This window comes from Aeromonas media, from assembly GCF_000819985.1.
Lineage (GTDB): Bacteria > Pseudomonadota > Gammaproteobacteria > Enterobacterales > Aeromonadaceae > Aeromonas > Aeromonas media.
Genome location: NZ_CDBZ01000034.1, coordinates 5834 through 21446, shown reverse-complemented (window position 1 = coordinate 21446; position 15613 = coordinate 5834). Strand labels below are relative to the sequence as shown.

Below are 15613 nucleotides of genomic sequence, written 5' to 3'. Positions count from 1 at the left end.
TGAACAGCATTGCGGCCCAGTGCCGGGCTTGTTCGTTTTACCCATCGCCCATTCAGAATATTCCGACCCCTGTGGTACTATGTCGCCCCTCTTTTGGGTCAGCGAGACGGCACTGTGCACGACAATACCTACCTTCCCGAACACTTCCTGCGTCATATCGCGGACATCATGCCGACCCACCTCTCCATGGATGCGTTCGTGGCGAGCTGTCGGCGGCCGCTGCGGCGCAGCATCCGGGTCAACACCCTCAAGATCTCCGTGCCCGACTTCGTGACACGCATGGCGCCACTGGGCTGGCAGCTGGATCCCGTGCCCTGGTGCGAAACCGGCTTCTGGCTGACCCGGGCCGACGAGAGCGTGCCCCTTGGCAACACTGCCGAGCACCTGTGCGGCCTCTTCTACATCCAGGAGGCGAGCTCCATGCTGCCGGTGACGGCGCTCTTTGCCAGCGAGCGGATAAAGCACGATGGCATGCTGCTGGATGCGGCGGCGGCGCCCGGCTCAAAGACCACCCAGGTAGCGGCCCTGATGAACAACCAGGGCATGCTGGTTGCCAATGAGTTTTCCAGCAGCCGGCTCAAGGTGCTGAGCGCCAATATCCAGCGCTGTGGCGTGACCAATGTGGCCATGACCCATTTCGATGCCAAGGTGTTTGGCCAGTGGTTGCCGGAAACCTTCGATGCCATCCTGCTCGATGCCCCCTGCTCGGGGGAAGGCACGGTGCGCAAGGATGAAGATGCCCTGCGCAACTGGAGTCTCGAAAGCATCGAGGAGATTGCCGCTGTGCAGCAAGGGCTGCTGGAGAGCGCCTTCCACGCCCTCAAACCCGGTGGCGTGCTGGTCTACTCCACCTGCACCCTGAGCCTGCAGGAGAACCAGGCGGTCTGTCAGTCGCTGCAAGACAAGTTCGGCGACGCCCTGAGCGTCGACTCCCTGGCCTCTCTCTTCCCCGGTGCCGGGCAAGCCTGCACCCCCGAGGGTTACCTGCATGTCTGGCCCCAAATCTTCGACAGCGAGGGCTTCTTCGTCGCTAGGATCAGCAAGCACCACTCAGTGCCCAACACCATGTTCAAGCCGGGCAAGCTCGGCAAGTTCCCCTTCTCCCCTCTGCCGGCGAAAGAGGCCGAGCCCATGTTGCAGGAGATAGAGGCGAGCTTCGGGGTCGCTGCGCGGGGTCAGCTGTTTGGTCGCAATGACGAGATCTGGCTCTTCCCTCACGCCTTTGAGCAGGTGCAGGGCAAGCTGCGCTTCGATCGCATCGGCATCAAACTGGCGGAAACCTTCAAGAAGGGTTATCGCCTCACCCACGAATGGGCGCTGGCCTACGGCAGCCTGGCTACCCGGGGGTGTGTCGAGCTGGATGCCGCCAATGGGCGTGAATTCATGATGGGACGGGATGTCTGGCCCGAGCTGGCCCCGGGAACGGGGGAAGTGATCGTCCGTTATCAGGGTCACCCGCTTGGTATGGGGAAATGGGTGGGGAGCCGCATCAAGAATGCCCTGCCCCGTGAGCTGGTGCGGGACAACAACCTGTTCAATGAGTGAGGTGCCGGTGGCCAGTTCATGCTGAGACACCTGTTCGAGTCTGGAAAACCCACACTCTGGTTGAACTTTTAGTCACTTCTTGAAATGCCTCGCACCTTGTCTAAGCTTAAGGCAATCCGCATATCAATTAGCGCACGGCTCTGCAAGGAGCCAATTCCCCTATGCCAGGTACAAGGAATTCGTACCTGGCTTTTTTTATTCGCTGATCTCCGTGAGTGCTTTCTCCGGTCGCCCCTGGGGCACCAGCTCGTGCTGGTAAAGCAGATCGATCGCCTGCTCGATGAGGGAGGCCTGATTGTCTTCCAGGTGCTGACCGAGCTCCTGCAACCGCTCGGCGTGGCGATTGCTGATCCAGCATTGCAGCCTGCTGTGGGTCTCCTGCTTGCGTTTCACGTGTTGGCGTTGCCGCTCGGCATTGTCTTGCGCCACATTCATCTTCATTTCCTGGCTCATATGACCTTGCTAAATAAGAGAGTGGGGTTTGTTATCTCTCACACTGGAGGGCGCCGGAATGACACTCCCCTGCCAGGGGTGAGAGCCGCCTGCTGTGCCTAGCTCTTTTCCCTTCATGGTGACCCTTCACCGGCACTGCGTCGGAGTGCGATAAATATATCATCAAATCAATCAGATGGAATTTAACATAAAAAACAACGTGGCGCGGTTATCTTACAGTAAACCTGCGAGGGCATGGTCGGAGAACTTGTGCGCATCGTCGAAATACTCCTGCAGGGTACGCATGTCCTTGTGCCGTGTCACCTCGATGATCTTGTTCATCGGTTTGCCCGCGGTCACCGCCGAGGTGATGAAGCCTCGGCGCAGGCTGTGGCCACTGACATAGAGATCGTCGATGACCTGGCCGGTTCGCCGCTTTATCATCAGGTTGATGCCTTGCGGCCCCAGGGGATCTGCGGTGAGCTGCCCCCAGCGGGTCATGCGGCGAAACAGCGGGCCCTGGCTTATGCGGCTCGCTTTCAACCAGCGGCCGAGGGCGGTTACCGGGCAATAGTGCTTGCCTGGAATGAGCGCGATTTCGGTTTCATGGAGTTGATGCTTGCTCGGCTTGAGCCGGAGCCGGATCCCCTGCCCCACGAAGTCGAGATCGCTCACCTCGATACGAGCTGCTTCTGAGCGGCGCAGGGCGCCGCTGAACATCAAGAGCAGCAAGGTGTGATCCCGCAGCCCCGCCAGGGTGGAGGTGTCTATCTCGTCGAGCACCCGGGTCAGGGGTTGCAGGGTCAGGGCTCCCGTCTTGCGTTTGCGGTTATCCCCGAGGCGCACTATGCCCCGCATCATCTCCTTTATTTCCGCATGCTCGGTCGGCATGGGATGAATCCCCTTCTGCTTGAAGGCATAGCGGATGCCGGCGAGCCGCCGCACCAGGGTGGCCGGTTTTCGAGGCTCCCCGTTGCGCAGCTCCCCCTTCCCCTCCTCTTTATCCAGCCATACCCAGTCCGCCAATATGCCGTCAGCCTGATCTGCCAGAAAGTTCATGATGTCGTGATGGCTGGTTTGCAGTGGATCCAGCCCATGCAACTGGCACCAGAATACGAAGATACGGGTGTCTGCCTGATAGGCATTGAGGGTGGAATCCGCTTTTGCACTGCGCAGGAAACGCCGCGCCCGGCTATTGAGCGCAGGATCGAATACGGTCTGCAGTGACTGATGAGCAGGTGGTGAAATGGTTGGATAGGCCACGTAAGTCTATGATTCGATATGGAGTTTAGGAGGATCTTACAGGATCTTTCAGATCCATCAAGTATCGATAATGAATATTATCGATACTTAAAGAGTATTGATTCAATGCCTCCAACCTCACGGAGATAATAAACTGGCTTACTCTATATCCGGAGAAAACGTTATCCAGAAGATGGGTCCGTGTCGGATACGTAGTGAGAGATAACGAGGCGGGTGGTTGATATTGCCGTGGGTAATCAGGCTGATGATTTTAAATAAAGAGCCCCGTCTGTCGGGGCTCCTTGGGATTATTTTTTAGCCAGCTTGAATAGCTCAAAGAAATTGTGGCTGGTGGCCTCTGCCAATTCGGCCAGCGATATCTGCCGTAGATCGGCAATAAATTGCGCGACGTCTCGTACGAAGGCAGGCTCGTTCTCCCTCCCCCGGTGAGGAACAGGGGCAAGATAAGGAGAGTCCGTCTCTATCAGCAATCGCTCCAGTGGCAATGCCTTGACCACGGCCTGCAGTGCCGAGGCATTCTTGAAGGTGGCTATCCCCGAGATGGAGATGTAAAAGCCCATCTCCATGGCGGCCTCGGCCATCTCTAGCGATTCGGTGAAACAGTGCAGCACGCCTCCCACCTGATCTGCTCCCTCTTCGCGCATGATCTGCAGGGTGTCTTGCTGGGCATCCCGGGTATGGATGATGAGGGGCTTGTTCAATGCCCGGGCAACCCGGATATGTTCCCGGAAGGAGGCCTGCTGTACCTCTTTGTTTTCCGGCGAATAGAAGTAGTCGAGCCCGGTTTCGCCTATGGCCACCACTCTTTCATCCGCCGCCTGCGTCAACAGCAAGGCGGCATCCACCCCGGGATCCTGATTGAGCGGATGGACGCCACAGGAGGCAAACACCTGGGGATAAGGGGCGATCGCCGCCAGCATGGTCGGGAACTGTGCCTGGGTCACGCTGACGCAGAGAAAATATCCCACATCCAGTTTCGCGGCCTTGGCCAAGACATCGGCCATGTCGGTCTGCTTGCTGCCATAGCTGAGACGGTCGAGATGGCAATGGGAATCAACGAGTAACATAGACAACCTTGTAACTTGTCATAACCAGCGATTGAGCCAGTTCATCAGATGGATGGTGGGATTGGAGAGCTGGCCCGGCTGGCAGGCCGCTTTCAGGACGACGAGCTGCTGCTCCGCCTCCAGCAATCTTTCGCTGGAGTGCAGCTGTGCCAGTTGCTCGCTGAGGGCGGCCAGATCCGGCATCGCCAGCTGGTGATGACCACAGCCCGCCTGGGTCTTGAGAGCATCGCACAGGAAGAGTTGCAACCAGTGCAACCTGATCTGACTCTCCTGTGCCAGCTGGGAGCAGACACTCGCCGCCCGGGTCGGCGTCTGTGACAGGGAAACGAAACTCTCCAACAGATCCCGGCGTGCACTGTCTTGCTGCTCTCCGATATAGCCCAGTACCCGAAGCGGCGCTCCCAGGCAGATCCGTACCTGGGCCTGAGTGGCCTGATGACCCTGTTCACTCAGCCAGCGCAGGGTCTCCCCCTCCGTCGGTAGCTGACAGACATGCTTGTGACAACGGCTGAGGATGGTGGGCAGCAGGCGAGAAACCTGAGATGCGATCAGCAACAGCAGACTGTCGCCGGCCGGCTCTTCCAGGGTTTTCAGCAGGGCGTTGGCGGCCGACTCCGTCATCCGCTCCGCGTCCGGAATGACCACCACCTTGCCGCGCCCCAGCTGGGAAGTGCTCTGCAGGCGGCCGCAGATCTCGCGAATGGCCTCGACCCCTATGCTCTTGCTGTCGGCGCTTATGGTGCCGAGATCCGGATGATGGCCCTTGTCCAGCAACTGGCAGGCGTGGCAGTGACCGCAGGGTTCACCGCGATCTGGCTGCTGGCAGAGGTGCAGGCGCGCCAATCGTTCTGCAAGCTGCTCCTTGCCAAGGCCGGGATCCCCGAGCAGCAGCCAGGCGTGGCCCAGGCGACCTGCCTGGGCCGTCTGGCTCAGGGCATGCCAGTCCGGGATCAGCCAGGGATACATGGGGACTCATCTTTCAGGTTGTCGGCCAGTGCAGCCTCGATGGCGGCCTTGACCCGATCCGGCGTCTGACTCGCATCGATCACCAGGATGGTGTCATCCCTGGCCGCGAGTTCCAGGTAGCGGGCGCGGGTGCGCTCAAAGAAACTGAGTTGCTCCAGCTCAATCCTGTCGAGCTCACCGCGATGGCGTGCTCGTTGCAGACCGAGGGCGGGATCGATATCGAGGTAGAGGGTCAAATCCGGCTTGAAGTCACCGAGTACCGCCTGCTTGATGGCGCCAATGAGCTGGGCATTTATGCCGCGACCGCCCCCCTGATAGGCCTGGGAGGAGAGATCGTGGCGATCACCGACCACCCAGATGCCCTCGGCCAGCGCCGGCTTGATCCGGGTCTCCACGAGCTGCACCCGGGAGGCATACATCAGCAGCAATTCGGCCTCGACGGTGAGGCGCTCGTCGTGCACCTCCTTGACGATGGCGCGCATCCGCTCCGCCAGGGGGGTGCCACCCGGTTCACGGGTGCACTCAATCCTGTCGATGCCGTGGGCATGCAGGTAGTCGGTCACATAGCTTACCGCGGAGCTCTTCCCTGCCCCTTCCAGTCCTTCAATCACGATAAATTTAGACATTAGGGTTTCTTCAATATGTATTCGCGGACCGCCCGATTGTGTTCATCGAGGGTCTTGGAGAAATAGTGGGCCCCGCCCCCCTTGGCGACGAAATAGAGATAGTCGGTCGACTTGGGGTTGAGCGCCGCCTCGATGGAAGCCTTGCCCGGCATGGCGATGGGGGTCGGCGGCAAGCCATCGATCACATAGGTGTTGTAGGGGTTCACATCGGTGAGATCGCTGCGGCGAATATTGCCATCGTACCTGTCCTTCACCCCGTAGATGACGGTGGGATCTGTCTGCAGCTTCATACCAAGGCGCAGCCGATTGACGAACACGGAAGCGATCTGCGCCCGCTCGTCCGGTTGGCCTGTCTCCTTTTCAATGATGGAGGCCATGATGAGCGCCTCATAGGGCGTCTTGTAGGGCAGATTGGCCTGCCGCTTCTCCCAGTTCTCCTGCAAGAAGGTTTTCATGTCCTGATAGGCACGGCGCAGGATGGAGATGTCGCTGGCATGGGTGGTGTAGGCGTAGGTTTCCGGCAGGAACCAGCCCTCCAGCTTGCCGTTGTCGATGCCAAGCTCTTGCGCCAGCTCAGTCTCGCTCTGCTCCACGGTCAGCCGCTCCAGGTAAGGAGCGCTCGAGAGCTGTTTCAACCAGTCTTCGAAACGGGAACCCTCGACAAAGGTCAGGCTGAAATGAAACTCCTTGCCGGAAGCAAACAGGGAGAGGGTCTCCTTGAGTGGGGCCCCTTCCTTGATCTCATAGGTACCAGACTTGATGGCGACCAGTTCAGGGTGGCCACGCAGCCAGAGCCGCACCGCCCAGGGGCTGGTTTCCCCCTCCCCCAGTTCGGCAATCAGGCGCGCCGCATGGGCACCTTTTTCGACGGTAAAGAGGCGCGTCGGCCCCTTGTTGGTGAGCGTCTCCACCTCTTGCCATTTGTAATACACATACCCTCCGGCGACGGCAACGGTCAGGGCTGCCCCCGCGAGCAGGGTGTAGAGCCGATTAAACTTCAATGACCAAACGCTCCTGTAAACGGCGGATCAATACCGGGCTGGGATAGTGCACATCCCCAATGCTGGTGACCGGCACTATGCCCATCAGGGTATTGGTCAACCAGACTTCTTCAGCCTGCCACAGTGACTCCAGCGGAGCCTCCACGACACGCAGTTCAATACCCATCTGTTTAAGCATCATCATCACGCGCTTGCGCATGATGCCATCGATCCCGGCGCGGGTTAGATCCGGTGTGAACACCGTCTTGCCACGGCGCCAAAACAGATTTGCACTGACCCCTTCTACCAGAAATCCACGGCTGTTCAAGACTATACCTTCGACTCCGCCCCGCGCGGCAAGTTCGCTTTTGAGCAGAACTTGTTCCAGACGACCCAGGGTCTTGAGCCCTGCCAGCATGGGAGCATCACCAAGCTGCTGCTGACAGACCAGGGCCGCGATGCCGTTTTGCTGCCAGTCAAGATAGTGGGCCGGGTATGGCGCCAGGGAGACAATGCGGGTAGGCGTATTGCATCCCGCGCCGTCATAGCCCCGTCCCCCACTGCCACGGGTCAGCACTATCTTGGCGACAGCCTGCGTCTGCCCTGCTGCCACTTGCGCCACTTCGGCGGCCAGGCTATCCCAGGGAAGCTCAGCAAACCCCAGTCTGGCGCAGGCATGCTGTAACCTGGCGAGGTGTGCCGGCCACCAGATCACCTGCCCCTGCTTCACCAGCATGGTAGTGAAATGGCCGTCCCCGTATGCCAGCCCTCTATCCCGGGCGGACACTGCTTCTGTCAGTATTCCATTAATCAGCAAGGGGATCCCTCCGATAAAAAAGGCCCGATACAGTCGTATCGGGCCTTATCATTTCGCCCAAAGCGAATTATACGCGTTTGAAGATCAGGGAGCCATTGGTGCCGCCGAAACCAAACGAATTGGAGAGGGCATATTCAAACTGGCCGGGTTTGGCCACATGGGGCACCAGATCCAGATCGCACTCCTCATCCGGGTTGTCCAGGTTGATGGTGGGCGGTGCCACCTGATCGCGCAGGGCCAACACAGTGATGATCGCCTCGATGGCTCCCGCCGCTCCCAGCAGATGGCCGGTCATGGATTTGGTGGAGCTGATCATCAGGGACTTGGCATGATCGCCAAACACCTCTTTCATGCCACGCAGCTCGGCCACATCACCCAGCGGGGTGGAGGTGCCGTGGGCATTGATATAACCGATCGCCTCCGGCGCTATGCCGGCATCCTTGATAGCATTTTTCATGGCGCGAGCGCCACCGTTGCCATCGGAGGGAGGCGCCGTCATGTGGTAGGCGTCACCGCTCATGCCAAAGCCTACCAGCTCGGCATAGATCTTGGCGCCACGGGCCTTGGCGTGTTCGTACTCTTCCAGCACCAGCACCCCGGCGCCATCACCCAGCACGAAACCGTCGCGATCCTTGTCCCAGGGACGGCTTGCCTTTTGCGGCTCGTCGTTGTGGGTAGAGAGCGCCTTGGCCGCCGCAAAGCCGCCCATCCCCATGGGGGTGGAGGCCTTCTCGGTGCCACCGGCGACCATCACGTCCGCATCACCGTAGGCTATCATCCGGCCGGCCATGCCGATGGCGTGGGTACCCGTGGTGCACGCCGTGGTCACGGCGATGTTCGGGCCCTGCAGCCCCTTCATGATGGAGAGATGACCGGACACCATATTGATGATGGTGGATGGCACGAAGAAAGGGCTCAGCTTGCGCGGGCCGCCGTTGACGAGGCTGCTGTGGTTCTGCTCGATGAGACCCAGACCGCCGATGCCGGAACCGATGGCCACGCCGACCCGCTCCGCATTCTCTTCGTTGATGACGAGGCCGGAATCATCCAGTGCCTGCACCCCCGCCGCCACGCCGTACTGGATGAAGAGATCCATCTTGCGGGCTTCTTTGCGGTTGATGCCGTATTGTTCGGGATCGAACTCTTTGACCAGGCCTGCGAAACGGGTCGCAAACTCGCTGGCATCAAAGTGATCGATGAGAGAAATGCCGCTCTGCCCGTTGAGCAGGGCTTGCCAGCTGGATTCGGCAGTATTGCCCACAGGGGAAAGCATCCCCAGGCCGGTTACCACGACTCTGCGTTTTGACACTGAGCTAGTCTCCGAGAGGTATTTTGAAAGGGAGTAAACATAAAAGAAGCGGCCCTTGGGCCGCTTCTTTCAGAACAGGAACTTATTCCTGATTAGCGGTGATGTAGTCGATAGCCGCTTGAACAGTGGTGATCTTCTCGGCTTCTTCATCAGGAATTTCGGTATCGAATTCTTCTTCCAGCGCCATTACCAGTTCAACGGTATCCAAAGAGTCAGCGCCCAGGTCGTCGACGAAGGAGGCAGCGTTCTTGACGTCTTCCTCTTTAACACCCAGTTGTTCGATGATGATTTTCTTTACGCGTTCTTCGATGTTGCTCATGACCTGAATTTTCCTTTAAAAATACGCTATTGCGTCTGGTTGGGGTAGTGTATTCAATTGACGTGAGTTTGCAAGTGACTTGCCGCTGGTCAAACCACGAAATTCGCCAAACTTCGGCGTACTATCGCAAATTTGAACAGATCTCACGACAAATTGATTACACCATGTACATCCCGCCATTAACATGCAGGGTTTCGCCGGTGATATAGGCAGCGTCGTCAGACGCCAAGAATACCACAGCGGCAGCAATTTCTTTCGGATCACCCAAACGGGCGGCAGGCACCTGATTCATGATGCCGGCACGCTGTTCTTCATTCAGTGCCTTGGTCATGTCGGTTTCGATGAAACCGGGGGCCACCGCATTCACCGTGATACCACGGGAAGCCACTTCACGGGCCAATGACTTGGTAAAGCCCACCAGACCGGCCTTGGCGGCAGCATAGTTGACCTGACCGGCGTTGCCCATGGTACCGACCACGGAACCTATGCTGATGATGCGACCATGGCGCTTCTTCATCATGGCACGCAACACCGGCTTGCTCAGACGGTACAGGGAGGTGAGATTGGTGTCGATGATCTCATTCCACTCATCATCTTTCATCCGCATCAACAGGTTATCGCGGGTGATACCGGCGTTGTTGATCAGGATGTCGATGTCGCCAAAGCGCTCCTTGATGGCGGCAAAGACAGTTTCGATGGATTCCTGGCTGGTCACGTTCAGTGCCATGCCACAGCCCTGCTCGCCCAGATAGGCGCTGATCGCCTCGGCACCGCTCTCGCTGGTCGCGGTCCCCACCACTTTCGCGCCACGGGCCGCAAAAGTTTCGGCAATCGCACGGCCTATGCCACGGCTGGCGCCGGTGACCAGCACAACTTTATCGGTAAAACTCATGACTTGCTCCTGTTTATTTGACTTGGGCCAGCGCCAGCTCGAACGAGGCGGCATCGTTGGCGTGAATGCCTTCCACGCGCGGATCGATGCGCTTGGCCAGCCCGGTCAACACCTTGCCCGGACCCATCTCGATCTCGAAGGTGATACCGTCGTTTGCCATCCGCTCTACCGTCTCGGTCCAACGAACCGGGCTGAACAGCTGGCGTACCAAGGCTTGCTTGATGGCGGCCGGATCCTGTTCACAGGAGACGTCGACATTATTGATGACGGCGATGGTTGGAACCTTGATCTCGATCCCATCCAGCGCGGCGGCCAGTTTTTCGGCTGCAGGTTTCATCAGGGCACAGTGGGACGGCACCGAGACCGGCAGCGGCAGGGCACGCTTGGCACCGGACTCTTTCATCAACACGTTGGCGCGCTCGACCGCTTCCTTGTGACCGGCGATGACCACTTGGCCCGGGGAGTTGAAGTTGACCGGAGAGACCACCTGCCCTTGCGCCGCTTTCTCGCAGTTGGCGGCGATGGAGTCGTTGTCCAGACCTATGATGGCGGCCATGGCGCCGGTGCCTTCCGGCACGGCTTCCTGCATGGCGAGGCCACGCAGTTCAACCAGCTTGACCGCATCGGCAAACGCCAGGGCGCCGCTGCACACCAGGGCGGAATACTCGCCCAGGCTGTGACCAGCCATGACGGCGGGGGTTGCCCCGCCCTGCTGTTGCCACAAGCGCCACAGGGCGACGGATGCTGTCAACAGTGCTGGCTGGGTGCGCCAGGTCTTGTTCAGATCCTCGGCGGGACCATTCAACACCAGGGCCAACAGGTCATAGCCCAGCACCTGGCTCGCCTCGGCGAAGGTCTCTTTAATCACGGCGTGTTGCTCGGCGAGCTCCGCCAGCATGCCGACGCTCTGGGAGCCTTGTCCCGGGAAGGCAATGGCAAATCGGGTCATCATTGATTCCTTTAAGGTAAGACGAAATCGGTAAGCGGGCGCCGAGACGCGCGGCGCCGCTTGGTATCAGAGGCGAACCAGCGCCGAACCCCAGGCAAAACCGCCGCCGAAGGCTTCCAGCAATACTAGCTGGCCCGGTTTGATACGGCCGTCACGTACCCCTTCATCGAAGGCGATGGGCACGGAGGCGGCGGAGGTATTGCCGTGGCGGTCAAGGGTCAGGATCACCTTGTCGAGCCCCATGCCGAGTTTCTTGGCGGTGGCGTTGATGATACGAAAGTTGGCTTGATGCGGGACCAGCCAGTCCAGCTCGCTCGGGTCGATATTGGCGGCAGCCAGAGTTTCGGTCACGATCTCGCTCAGGCGCGTCACCGCGACCTTGAAGACATCGTTGCCCTTCATGTACATGTAGGCTTCGAGCTCGGCACCCGGCATGCCACGGCGAGGCTGCGGTAACTTGAGCAGTTCGCCATAACGGCCGTCAGCATGCAGGTGGGTAGACAGTATCCCGGGCGTCTCGCTCGCGCCGATCACCACGGCCCCGGCTCCATCCCCGAACAGAATGATGGTGCCCCGGTCTTCCGGATCGCACATGCGGGAGAGCACGTCGGCACCGACCACCAGGACGTGGCGAGCGGCGCCGGATTTGACGAACTGATCGGCAATGGAGAGCGCATAGGTGAAACCGGCGCAGGCCGCCGCCACGTCAAAGGCCGGGATCCCCGGTACTTCGAGCAGCCCCTGCAGTTCGCAGGCAGCGGCCGGAAAGGCATTCTCGGCGCTGGTGGTCGCCAGCACTATCATGTCCAGATCGGCCGCGGTCAGACCCGCAGCATCCAGCGCCCGCAAGGCCGCCTGATGAGACAGGGTCGCGACGCTCTCGTCGCTCCCGGCGATGCGGCGTTCACGGATCCCGGTACGTTCCACGATCCACTCGTCACTGGTTTCAACCATCTGCTCAAGATCGGCGTTGGTACGAACCGAACTCGGCAGATAACTGCCAGTACCCAGAATTTTGCTATGCATAGAGTTTTATAAATCCCTGTCGGAAAAGACAGATTCAAGGCGATCTGCAATTTGCAATGGAAGTTGGTGTTTGGCTTCTTGTGCGGCCAGCAGAATCGCATGACACAGAGCGCGGCGCTCGGCCCGCCCATGGCTTTTTACCACAATGCCGCGCAATCCTAACAGACTCGCGCCATTATACTGGTCGGGGTTCAGGTAAGAAAAACGCCGTTTGAACATAAATCCGGCGAGTCGACCAAGAAAACTGCGTTTTTTGCGAGGATATCCGGCCAGTTCGGCCATCATCCTCACCACGCCCTCGGCGGTCTTGAGCGCCACGTTGCCGACGAAGCCGTCACAGACGATGACGTCGCTGTCACCGCTGAAGATCCTGTCCCCCTCGATGAAACCGACAAAATTGAGCGCAGCACACTGGCGCAACAACTCGGCACTGTGGCGTACCAGGTCATTGCCCTTGATCTCCTCCTCCCCCACGTTGAGCAGCGCCACCCGGGGGGATGCTATCCCCTCGACTTGCTCAGCCACGACGGAGCCCATCACCGCAAATTGCAGCAAGGTGTCGGCATCGCAGCTCACGTTCGCCCCCAGATCCAGCATCACGGTGCGTTTTCCACTCAATGTCGGCAGCGCTTTGATGAGGGCAGGCCTGTCGACCCCGGGCAGGGATTTGAGCACGCATTTGGCCATGGCCATCAGGGCACCGGTATTGCCGGCACTGACGCAGGCATCGGCCTCACCGGCTTTCACCAGATTGAGCACAACCCGCATGGAGGAGTCTTTCAGGGTACGCAGCGCCACGATCGGCTTTTCGCCCATGCCGACGACCTGGGATGCATGTACGAGACGAACGCGGGGATGAGTCAGCAAGCCATGTTGCTGCAACAGAGGGGCGATCAGGTGTTGGTCACCGACCAGAACAAGATTTAGTTGAGGCAGAAGAGACAGTGCCTGCACGGCGGCAGGCACTGTTTCAGAGGGGCCAATATCTCCCCCCATTATGTCTAGCGCGACAGTTTGCGTAGACAAAGGCAATCCTTAAGCGATTACCTTTTTACCGCGGTAGAAACCATCGGCAGTCACGTGGTGACGACGATGAATTTCGCCACTGGTCTGATCAACAGTCAGGGCTGCAGTGGTCAGCGCATCGTGGGAACGACGCATGCCACGTTTGGCGCGGGTTTTACGGTTCTGTTGTACGGCCATGGTAGGCTAACTCCTAAAATTCACTTACGTTTGAGCTCTTCAAGAACTGCAAAGGGATTCGGCCGCTCATCAGCAGGCTCGATATCACCCCAAGTCATTTCCATGTTTCCTCGCGGGCAGACATCCATGGGATGCATGGCCACCTGAGGCAACGAGAGGATGAGTTCATCCTCCAGGATTTGATGAAGATCTATCTCGCCGTTTTCGTCCAACTCAATGGGCTCATAAGCTTCCGGCAGCTCTTCCTCGTTTGTTCTCTCGAACAGCGGAGTGTAAATAAAACTAGCTTCACAAAGGTGCTCGAAAGCCTCTCCACAACGTTGGCAAACCAGGTCAACCTTGGCATGGGCAGTGCCTTTCATAACGGTCAACTTCTGGACATCTTTGCCAAACTGCAGAGTGACGTCCACATCACTTCGCAAGCCTTCGGTTGATGCTTCCAGTCTGGGCATCTGCGACTTTTCCACTATCCCGACATAATCGAGTAGCTTCAAGGCATTACGGACTGGATCAACCTTAACGGGCAACTTCACCTTTTGCATAGGGCGCAAATATTATAGGTCCAACAAGGGATAGTCAAAGGAAAAAGTCCTTACCGCCGATGATTTTACCTGCACAAGCCCCTGCATGCAGGAACTTGTGTTCATCGGTGGCCGATTATGCCATAAACAGCGGGATCCCGCACAGGATCCTGTGCAGTCATCCCCCTTGGCCAGGATCTCGGGGTCAGTGAGCCTTTTATGCCGTTGCACGTCCCTCCCCCATCCCGTGCCCCGCTCGCCAGGTGCCCGGCTTGACCTCCATTTCCAGATTCAGGACGCGGCAGGACAGCCTCCACCGCCGAGCAGGCGTTGCCTAGGCGCGGCTCTGGGTTGGGCCTCCATCAGGCGACGTATGGCCTGAAAACTGCCCAGCGCCGCCTTGATGGCCATTGGATTGACCAGCCAGCCTGGCAAATGGCTGCCCGGGTTGGTATGGCTTTCGAGCCTGATCAGGGTGCTGCCATCGCGTTGTGGCAGCGCCTCCCAGCGACCGGCACTCTCTCGGATCCGGTACAGACCTGGGCGAGGCGCCAGGGCGTCCGGCTCGGCCCACACCTCCAGCACCAGCGCGCAGCCAGCCCGCCGGCTCAGATGGGAGCGTGTGATCAGTTCCCTGTCTTGCACCGGCCAAGGGGACGCCAAGCGGGTGTAAACCAGATCATCATCGGGGCCGGATTTTGCCAGCAACCGTACCTCGCGACTGGACGGTAACCACTCCCGATGGCGCGCTGTGTCTCGCAGCACGGTCAGCAACGCCATGGGATCCGCCTTGACCCGCATCTCCAGGCGCAAGGCCAGAAAGGGGGACGGAGGGCGTGCCTGGGTCCAGAGCTGTACGCCGCCCTCTCCCTTCTCTGGCTGCCACTCCTGCCCCCAGCTCGTGAGGGAGAGCAGCATCAGGGCTAGCACACCGTATCTTGTCATGTCGCACTCCTGCCTCATCAAACGGTGTTATCGCCGTTCTCGGTCACCAACATGCGTGTTGCGCTGGCGCTCGGGGTGGTTTACGTGGGCCTTCTGCCACAGTTAGAATCAACCAATTGATTTATAAATGGATATCATCAACATATGCACACGCCCTTGATCCTCGCCTCCACTTCCCGTTATCGCAAGGCGCTGCTGGAAAAACTCGGCCAGCCGTTCCTATGCGCCTCCCCCGAGATCGATGAAACCCCGCTGCCCGGGGAGCCGGCCGAGGCACTGGTCAGCCGCCTGGCCCATGCCAAGGCGAGTGCCATCACCCGCCAACATGATCAGGGGTTGATCATCGGCTCGGATCAGGTGTGCGTCTGTGACGGCCGCATTCTCGGCAAACCGGGCACGGTGGATAACGCGGTGGCACAGCTGATGATGGCCCAAGGCAAGAGCGTCACCTTTTATACCGGTCTGTGTGTGCTGAATGCCGCAAATGGCCGGGTCGAGCAGCTCGTGGAACCCTTCACCGTACATTTTCGCTCCCTGGATGAGGCGGCCTTGCGCCGTTACGTAAAGGCGGAGTTGCCCCTCGATTGTGCCGGCAGCTTCAAGTGTGAAGGCATGGGCATCATGTTGTTCCAGGGGCTGGAAGGGCGGGATCCCAACGCCCTGATCGGTCTGCCCCTGATCGGCCTGATCGAGTTGCTGGCACGTCACGGCCTCAATCTGCCCTGAGCAGGAAACAGAAACAACAATGGGAGC

General features: G+C 59.1%; 18 protein-coding genes. 2 read left to right on the top strand and 16 right to left on the bottom strand.

The window, feature by feature from the left end:
- Positions 1–114: 114 nt before the first annotated feature.
- A complete protein-coding gene (gene rsmF / locus BN1127_RS02795; protein ID WP_042648389.1) occupies positions 115–1545 on the top strand; it encodes a 16S rRNA (cytosine(1407)-C(5))-methyltransferase RsmF in 1431 nt (476 codons plus the stop codon).
- A 195-nt stretch (positions 1546–1740) separates the two neighbouring features.
- On the opposite strand, the gene BN1127_RS02790 is transcribed toward rsmF, so the two are convergent.
- From BN1127_RS02790 to BN1127_RS02720, 16 genes are all read right to left on the bottom strand, one after another.
- On the bottom strand, positions 1741–1998 hold the full coding sequence (locus BN1127_RS02790) for a RepB family protein (protein WP_042648388.1): 258 nt from the start codon (positions 1996–1998) through the stop codon (positions 1741–1743).
- Positions 1999–2211: 213 nt separating this feature from the next.
- On the bottom strand, positions 2212–3240 hold the full coding sequence (locus tag BN1127_RS02785) for a site-specific integrase (protein WP_082029942.1): 1029 nt from the start codon (positions 3238–3240) through the stop codon (positions 2212–2214).
- Positions 3241–3527: 287 nt separating this feature from the next.
- Positions 3528–4307, bottom strand: a complete 780-nt coding sequence (locus BN1127_RS02780; protein ID WP_005329573.1) for a TatD family hydrolase — start codon at positions 4305–4307, stop codon at positions 3528–3530.
- A gap of 18 nt (positions 4308–4325) precedes the next feature.
- Positions 4326–5273 carry a DNA polymerase III subunit delta' gene (gene holB, locus BN1127_RS02775; protein ID WP_005329570.1) on the bottom strand — a complete coding sequence of 316 codons (948 nt, stop codon included), beginning with the start codon at positions 5271–5273 and terminating at the stop codon, positions 4326–4328.
- Positions 5258–5899, bottom strand: a complete 642-nt coding sequence (gene tmk, locus BN1127_RS02770; RefSeq protein WP_041205780.1) for a dTMP kinase — start codon at positions 5897–5899, stop codon at positions 5258–5260. The genes holB and tmk overlap by 16 nt, the downstream gene beginning before the upstream one ends.
- Positions 5899–6900 (bottom strand): endolytic transglycosylase MltG, encoded by a 1002-nt coding sequence (gene mltG, locus BN1127_RS02765; RefSeq protein WP_005329567.1) that lies wholly within the window; start codon positions 6898–6900, stop codon positions 5899–5901. The genes tmk and mltG overlap by 1 nt, the downstream gene beginning before the upstream one ends.
- Positions 6890–7696 carry an aminodeoxychorismate lyase gene (gene pabC, locus BN1127_RS02760; protein WP_042648387.1) on the bottom strand — a complete coding sequence of 269 codons (807 nt, stop codon included), beginning with the start codon at positions 7694–7696 and terminating at the stop codon, positions 6890–6892. Before pabC ends, mltG begins: the two co-directional genes overlap by 11 nt.
- Positions 7697–7763: 67 nt before the next feature.
- Positions 7764–9005, bottom strand: coding sequence for a beta-ketoacyl-ACP synthase II (gene fabF / locus BN1127_RS02755; protein ID WP_042648386.1), 1242 nt, complete (start codon positions 9003–9005; stop codon positions 7764–7766).
- 82 nt (positions 9006–9087) lie between these two features.
- Positions 9088–9324 (bottom strand): acyl carrier protein, encoded by a 237-nt coding sequence (gene acpP / locus BN1127_RS02750; RefSeq protein ID WP_005300909.1) that lies wholly within the window; start codon positions 9322–9324, stop codon positions 9088–9090.
- A 157-nt stretch (positions 9325–9481) separates the two neighbouring features.
- Positions 9482–10216, bottom strand: a complete 735-nt coding sequence (gene fabG / locus BN1127_RS02745) for a 3-oxoacyl-ACP reductase FabG (protein ID WP_025326981.1) — start codon at positions 10214–10216, stop codon at positions 9482–9484.
- 13 nt (positions 10217–10229) lie between these two features.
- On the bottom strand, positions 10230–11165 hold the full coding sequence (fabD, locus tag BN1127_RS02740) for an ACP S-malonyltransferase (RefSeq protein ID WP_041205773.1): 936 nt from the start codon (positions 11163–11165) through the stop codon (positions 10230–10232).
- A gap of 66 nt (positions 11166–11231) precedes the next feature.
- A complete protein-coding gene (locus BN1127_RS02735; protein WP_005329561.1) occupies positions 11232–12191 on the bottom strand; it encodes a beta-ketoacyl-ACP synthase III in 960 nt (319 codons plus the stop codon).
- Between the two features lie 6 nt (positions 12192–12197).
- Positions 12198–13217, bottom strand: coding sequence for a phosphate acyltransferase PlsX (gene plsX / locus BN1127_RS02730; RefSeq protein ID WP_041205769.1), 1020 nt, complete (start codon positions 13215–13217; stop codon positions 12198–12200).
- A 9-nt stretch (positions 13218–13226) separates the two neighbouring features.
- The gene (rpmF, locus tag BN1127_RS21055) at positions 13227–13394 is read right to left on the bottom strand and encodes a 50S ribosomal protein L32 (RefSeq protein ID WP_005300935.1); all 168 of its coding nucleotides are present in this window, start codon (positions 13392–13394) and stop codon (positions 13227–13229) included.
- Positions 13395–13414: 20 nt separating this feature from the next.
- Positions 13415–13936, bottom strand: coding sequence for a 23S rRNA accumulation protein YceD (yceD, locus tag BN1127_RS02725; RefSeq protein WP_025326977.1), 522 nt, complete (start codon positions 13934–13936; stop codon positions 13415–13417).
- A gap of 270 nt (positions 13937–14206) precedes the next feature.
- The gene (locus BN1127_RS02720; RefSeq protein ID WP_041205768.1) at positions 14207–14860 is read right to left on the bottom strand and encodes an START domain-containing protein; all 654 of its coding nucleotides are present in this window, start codon (positions 14858–14860) and stop codon (positions 14207–14209) included.
- Positions 14861–15004: 144 nt separating this feature from the next.
- On the opposite strand from BN1127_RS02720, the gene BN1127_RS02715 reads away from it, so the two are divergent.
- The gene (locus tag BN1127_RS02715) at positions 15005–15586 is read left to right on the top strand and encodes a Maf family protein (protein ID WP_041205765.1); all 582 of its coding nucleotides are present in this window, start codon (positions 15005–15007) and stop codon (positions 15584–15586) included.
- Positions 15587–15613 lie beyond the last annotated feature (27 nt).

Excerpts from the sequence above, each read along its gene's own strand:
- BN1127_RS02790 (WP_042648388.1), bottom strand. The coding sequence starts at position 1,998 with ATGAGCCAGGAAATGAAGATGAATGTGGCGCAAGACAATGCCGAGCGG.
- BN1127_RS02780 (WP_005329573.1), bottom strand. The coding sequence starts at position 4,307 with ATGTTACTCGTTGATTCCCATTGCCATCTCGACCGTCTCAGCTATGGC.
- holB (WP_005329570.1), bottom strand. The coding sequence starts at position 5,273 with ATGTATCCCTGGCTGATCCCGGACTGGCATGCCCTGAGCCAGACGGCC.
- tmk (WP_041205780.1), bottom strand. The coding sequence starts at position 5,899 with ATGTCTAAATTTATCGTGATTGAAGGACTGGAAGGGGCAGGGAAGAGC.
- acpP (WP_005300909.1), bottom strand. The coding sequence starts at position 9,324 with ATGAGCAACATCGAAGAACGCGTAAAGAAAATCATCATCGAACAACTG.
- fabG (WP_025326981.1), bottom strand. The coding sequence starts at position 10,216 with ATGAGTTTTACCGATAAAGTTGTGCTGGTCACCGGCGCCAGCCGTGGC.
- fabD (WP_041205773.1), bottom strand. The coding sequence starts at position 11,165 with ATGACCCGATTTGCCATTGCCTTCCCGGGACAAGGCTCCCAGAGCGTC.
- BN1127_RS02735 (WP_005329561.1), bottom strand. The coding sequence starts at position 12,191 with ATGCATAGCAAAATTCTGGGTACTGGCAGTTATCTGCCGAGTTCGGTT.
- rpmF (WP_005300935.1), bottom strand. The coding sequence starts at position 13,394 with ATGGCCGTACAACAGAACCGTAAAACCCGCGCCAAACGTGGCATGCGT.
- yceD (WP_025326977.1), bottom strand. The coding sequence starts at position 13,936 with ATGCAAAAGGTGAAGTTGCCCGTTAAGGTTGATCCAGTCCGTAATGCC.
- BN1127_RS02720 (WP_041205768.1), bottom strand. The coding sequence starts at position 14,860 with ATGACAAGATACGGTGTGCTAGCCCTGATGCTGCTCTCCCTCACGAGC.
- BN1127_RS02715 (WP_041205765.1), top strand. The coding sequence starts at position 15,005 with ATGCACACGCCCTTGATCCTCGCCTCCACTTCCCGTTATCGCAAGGCG.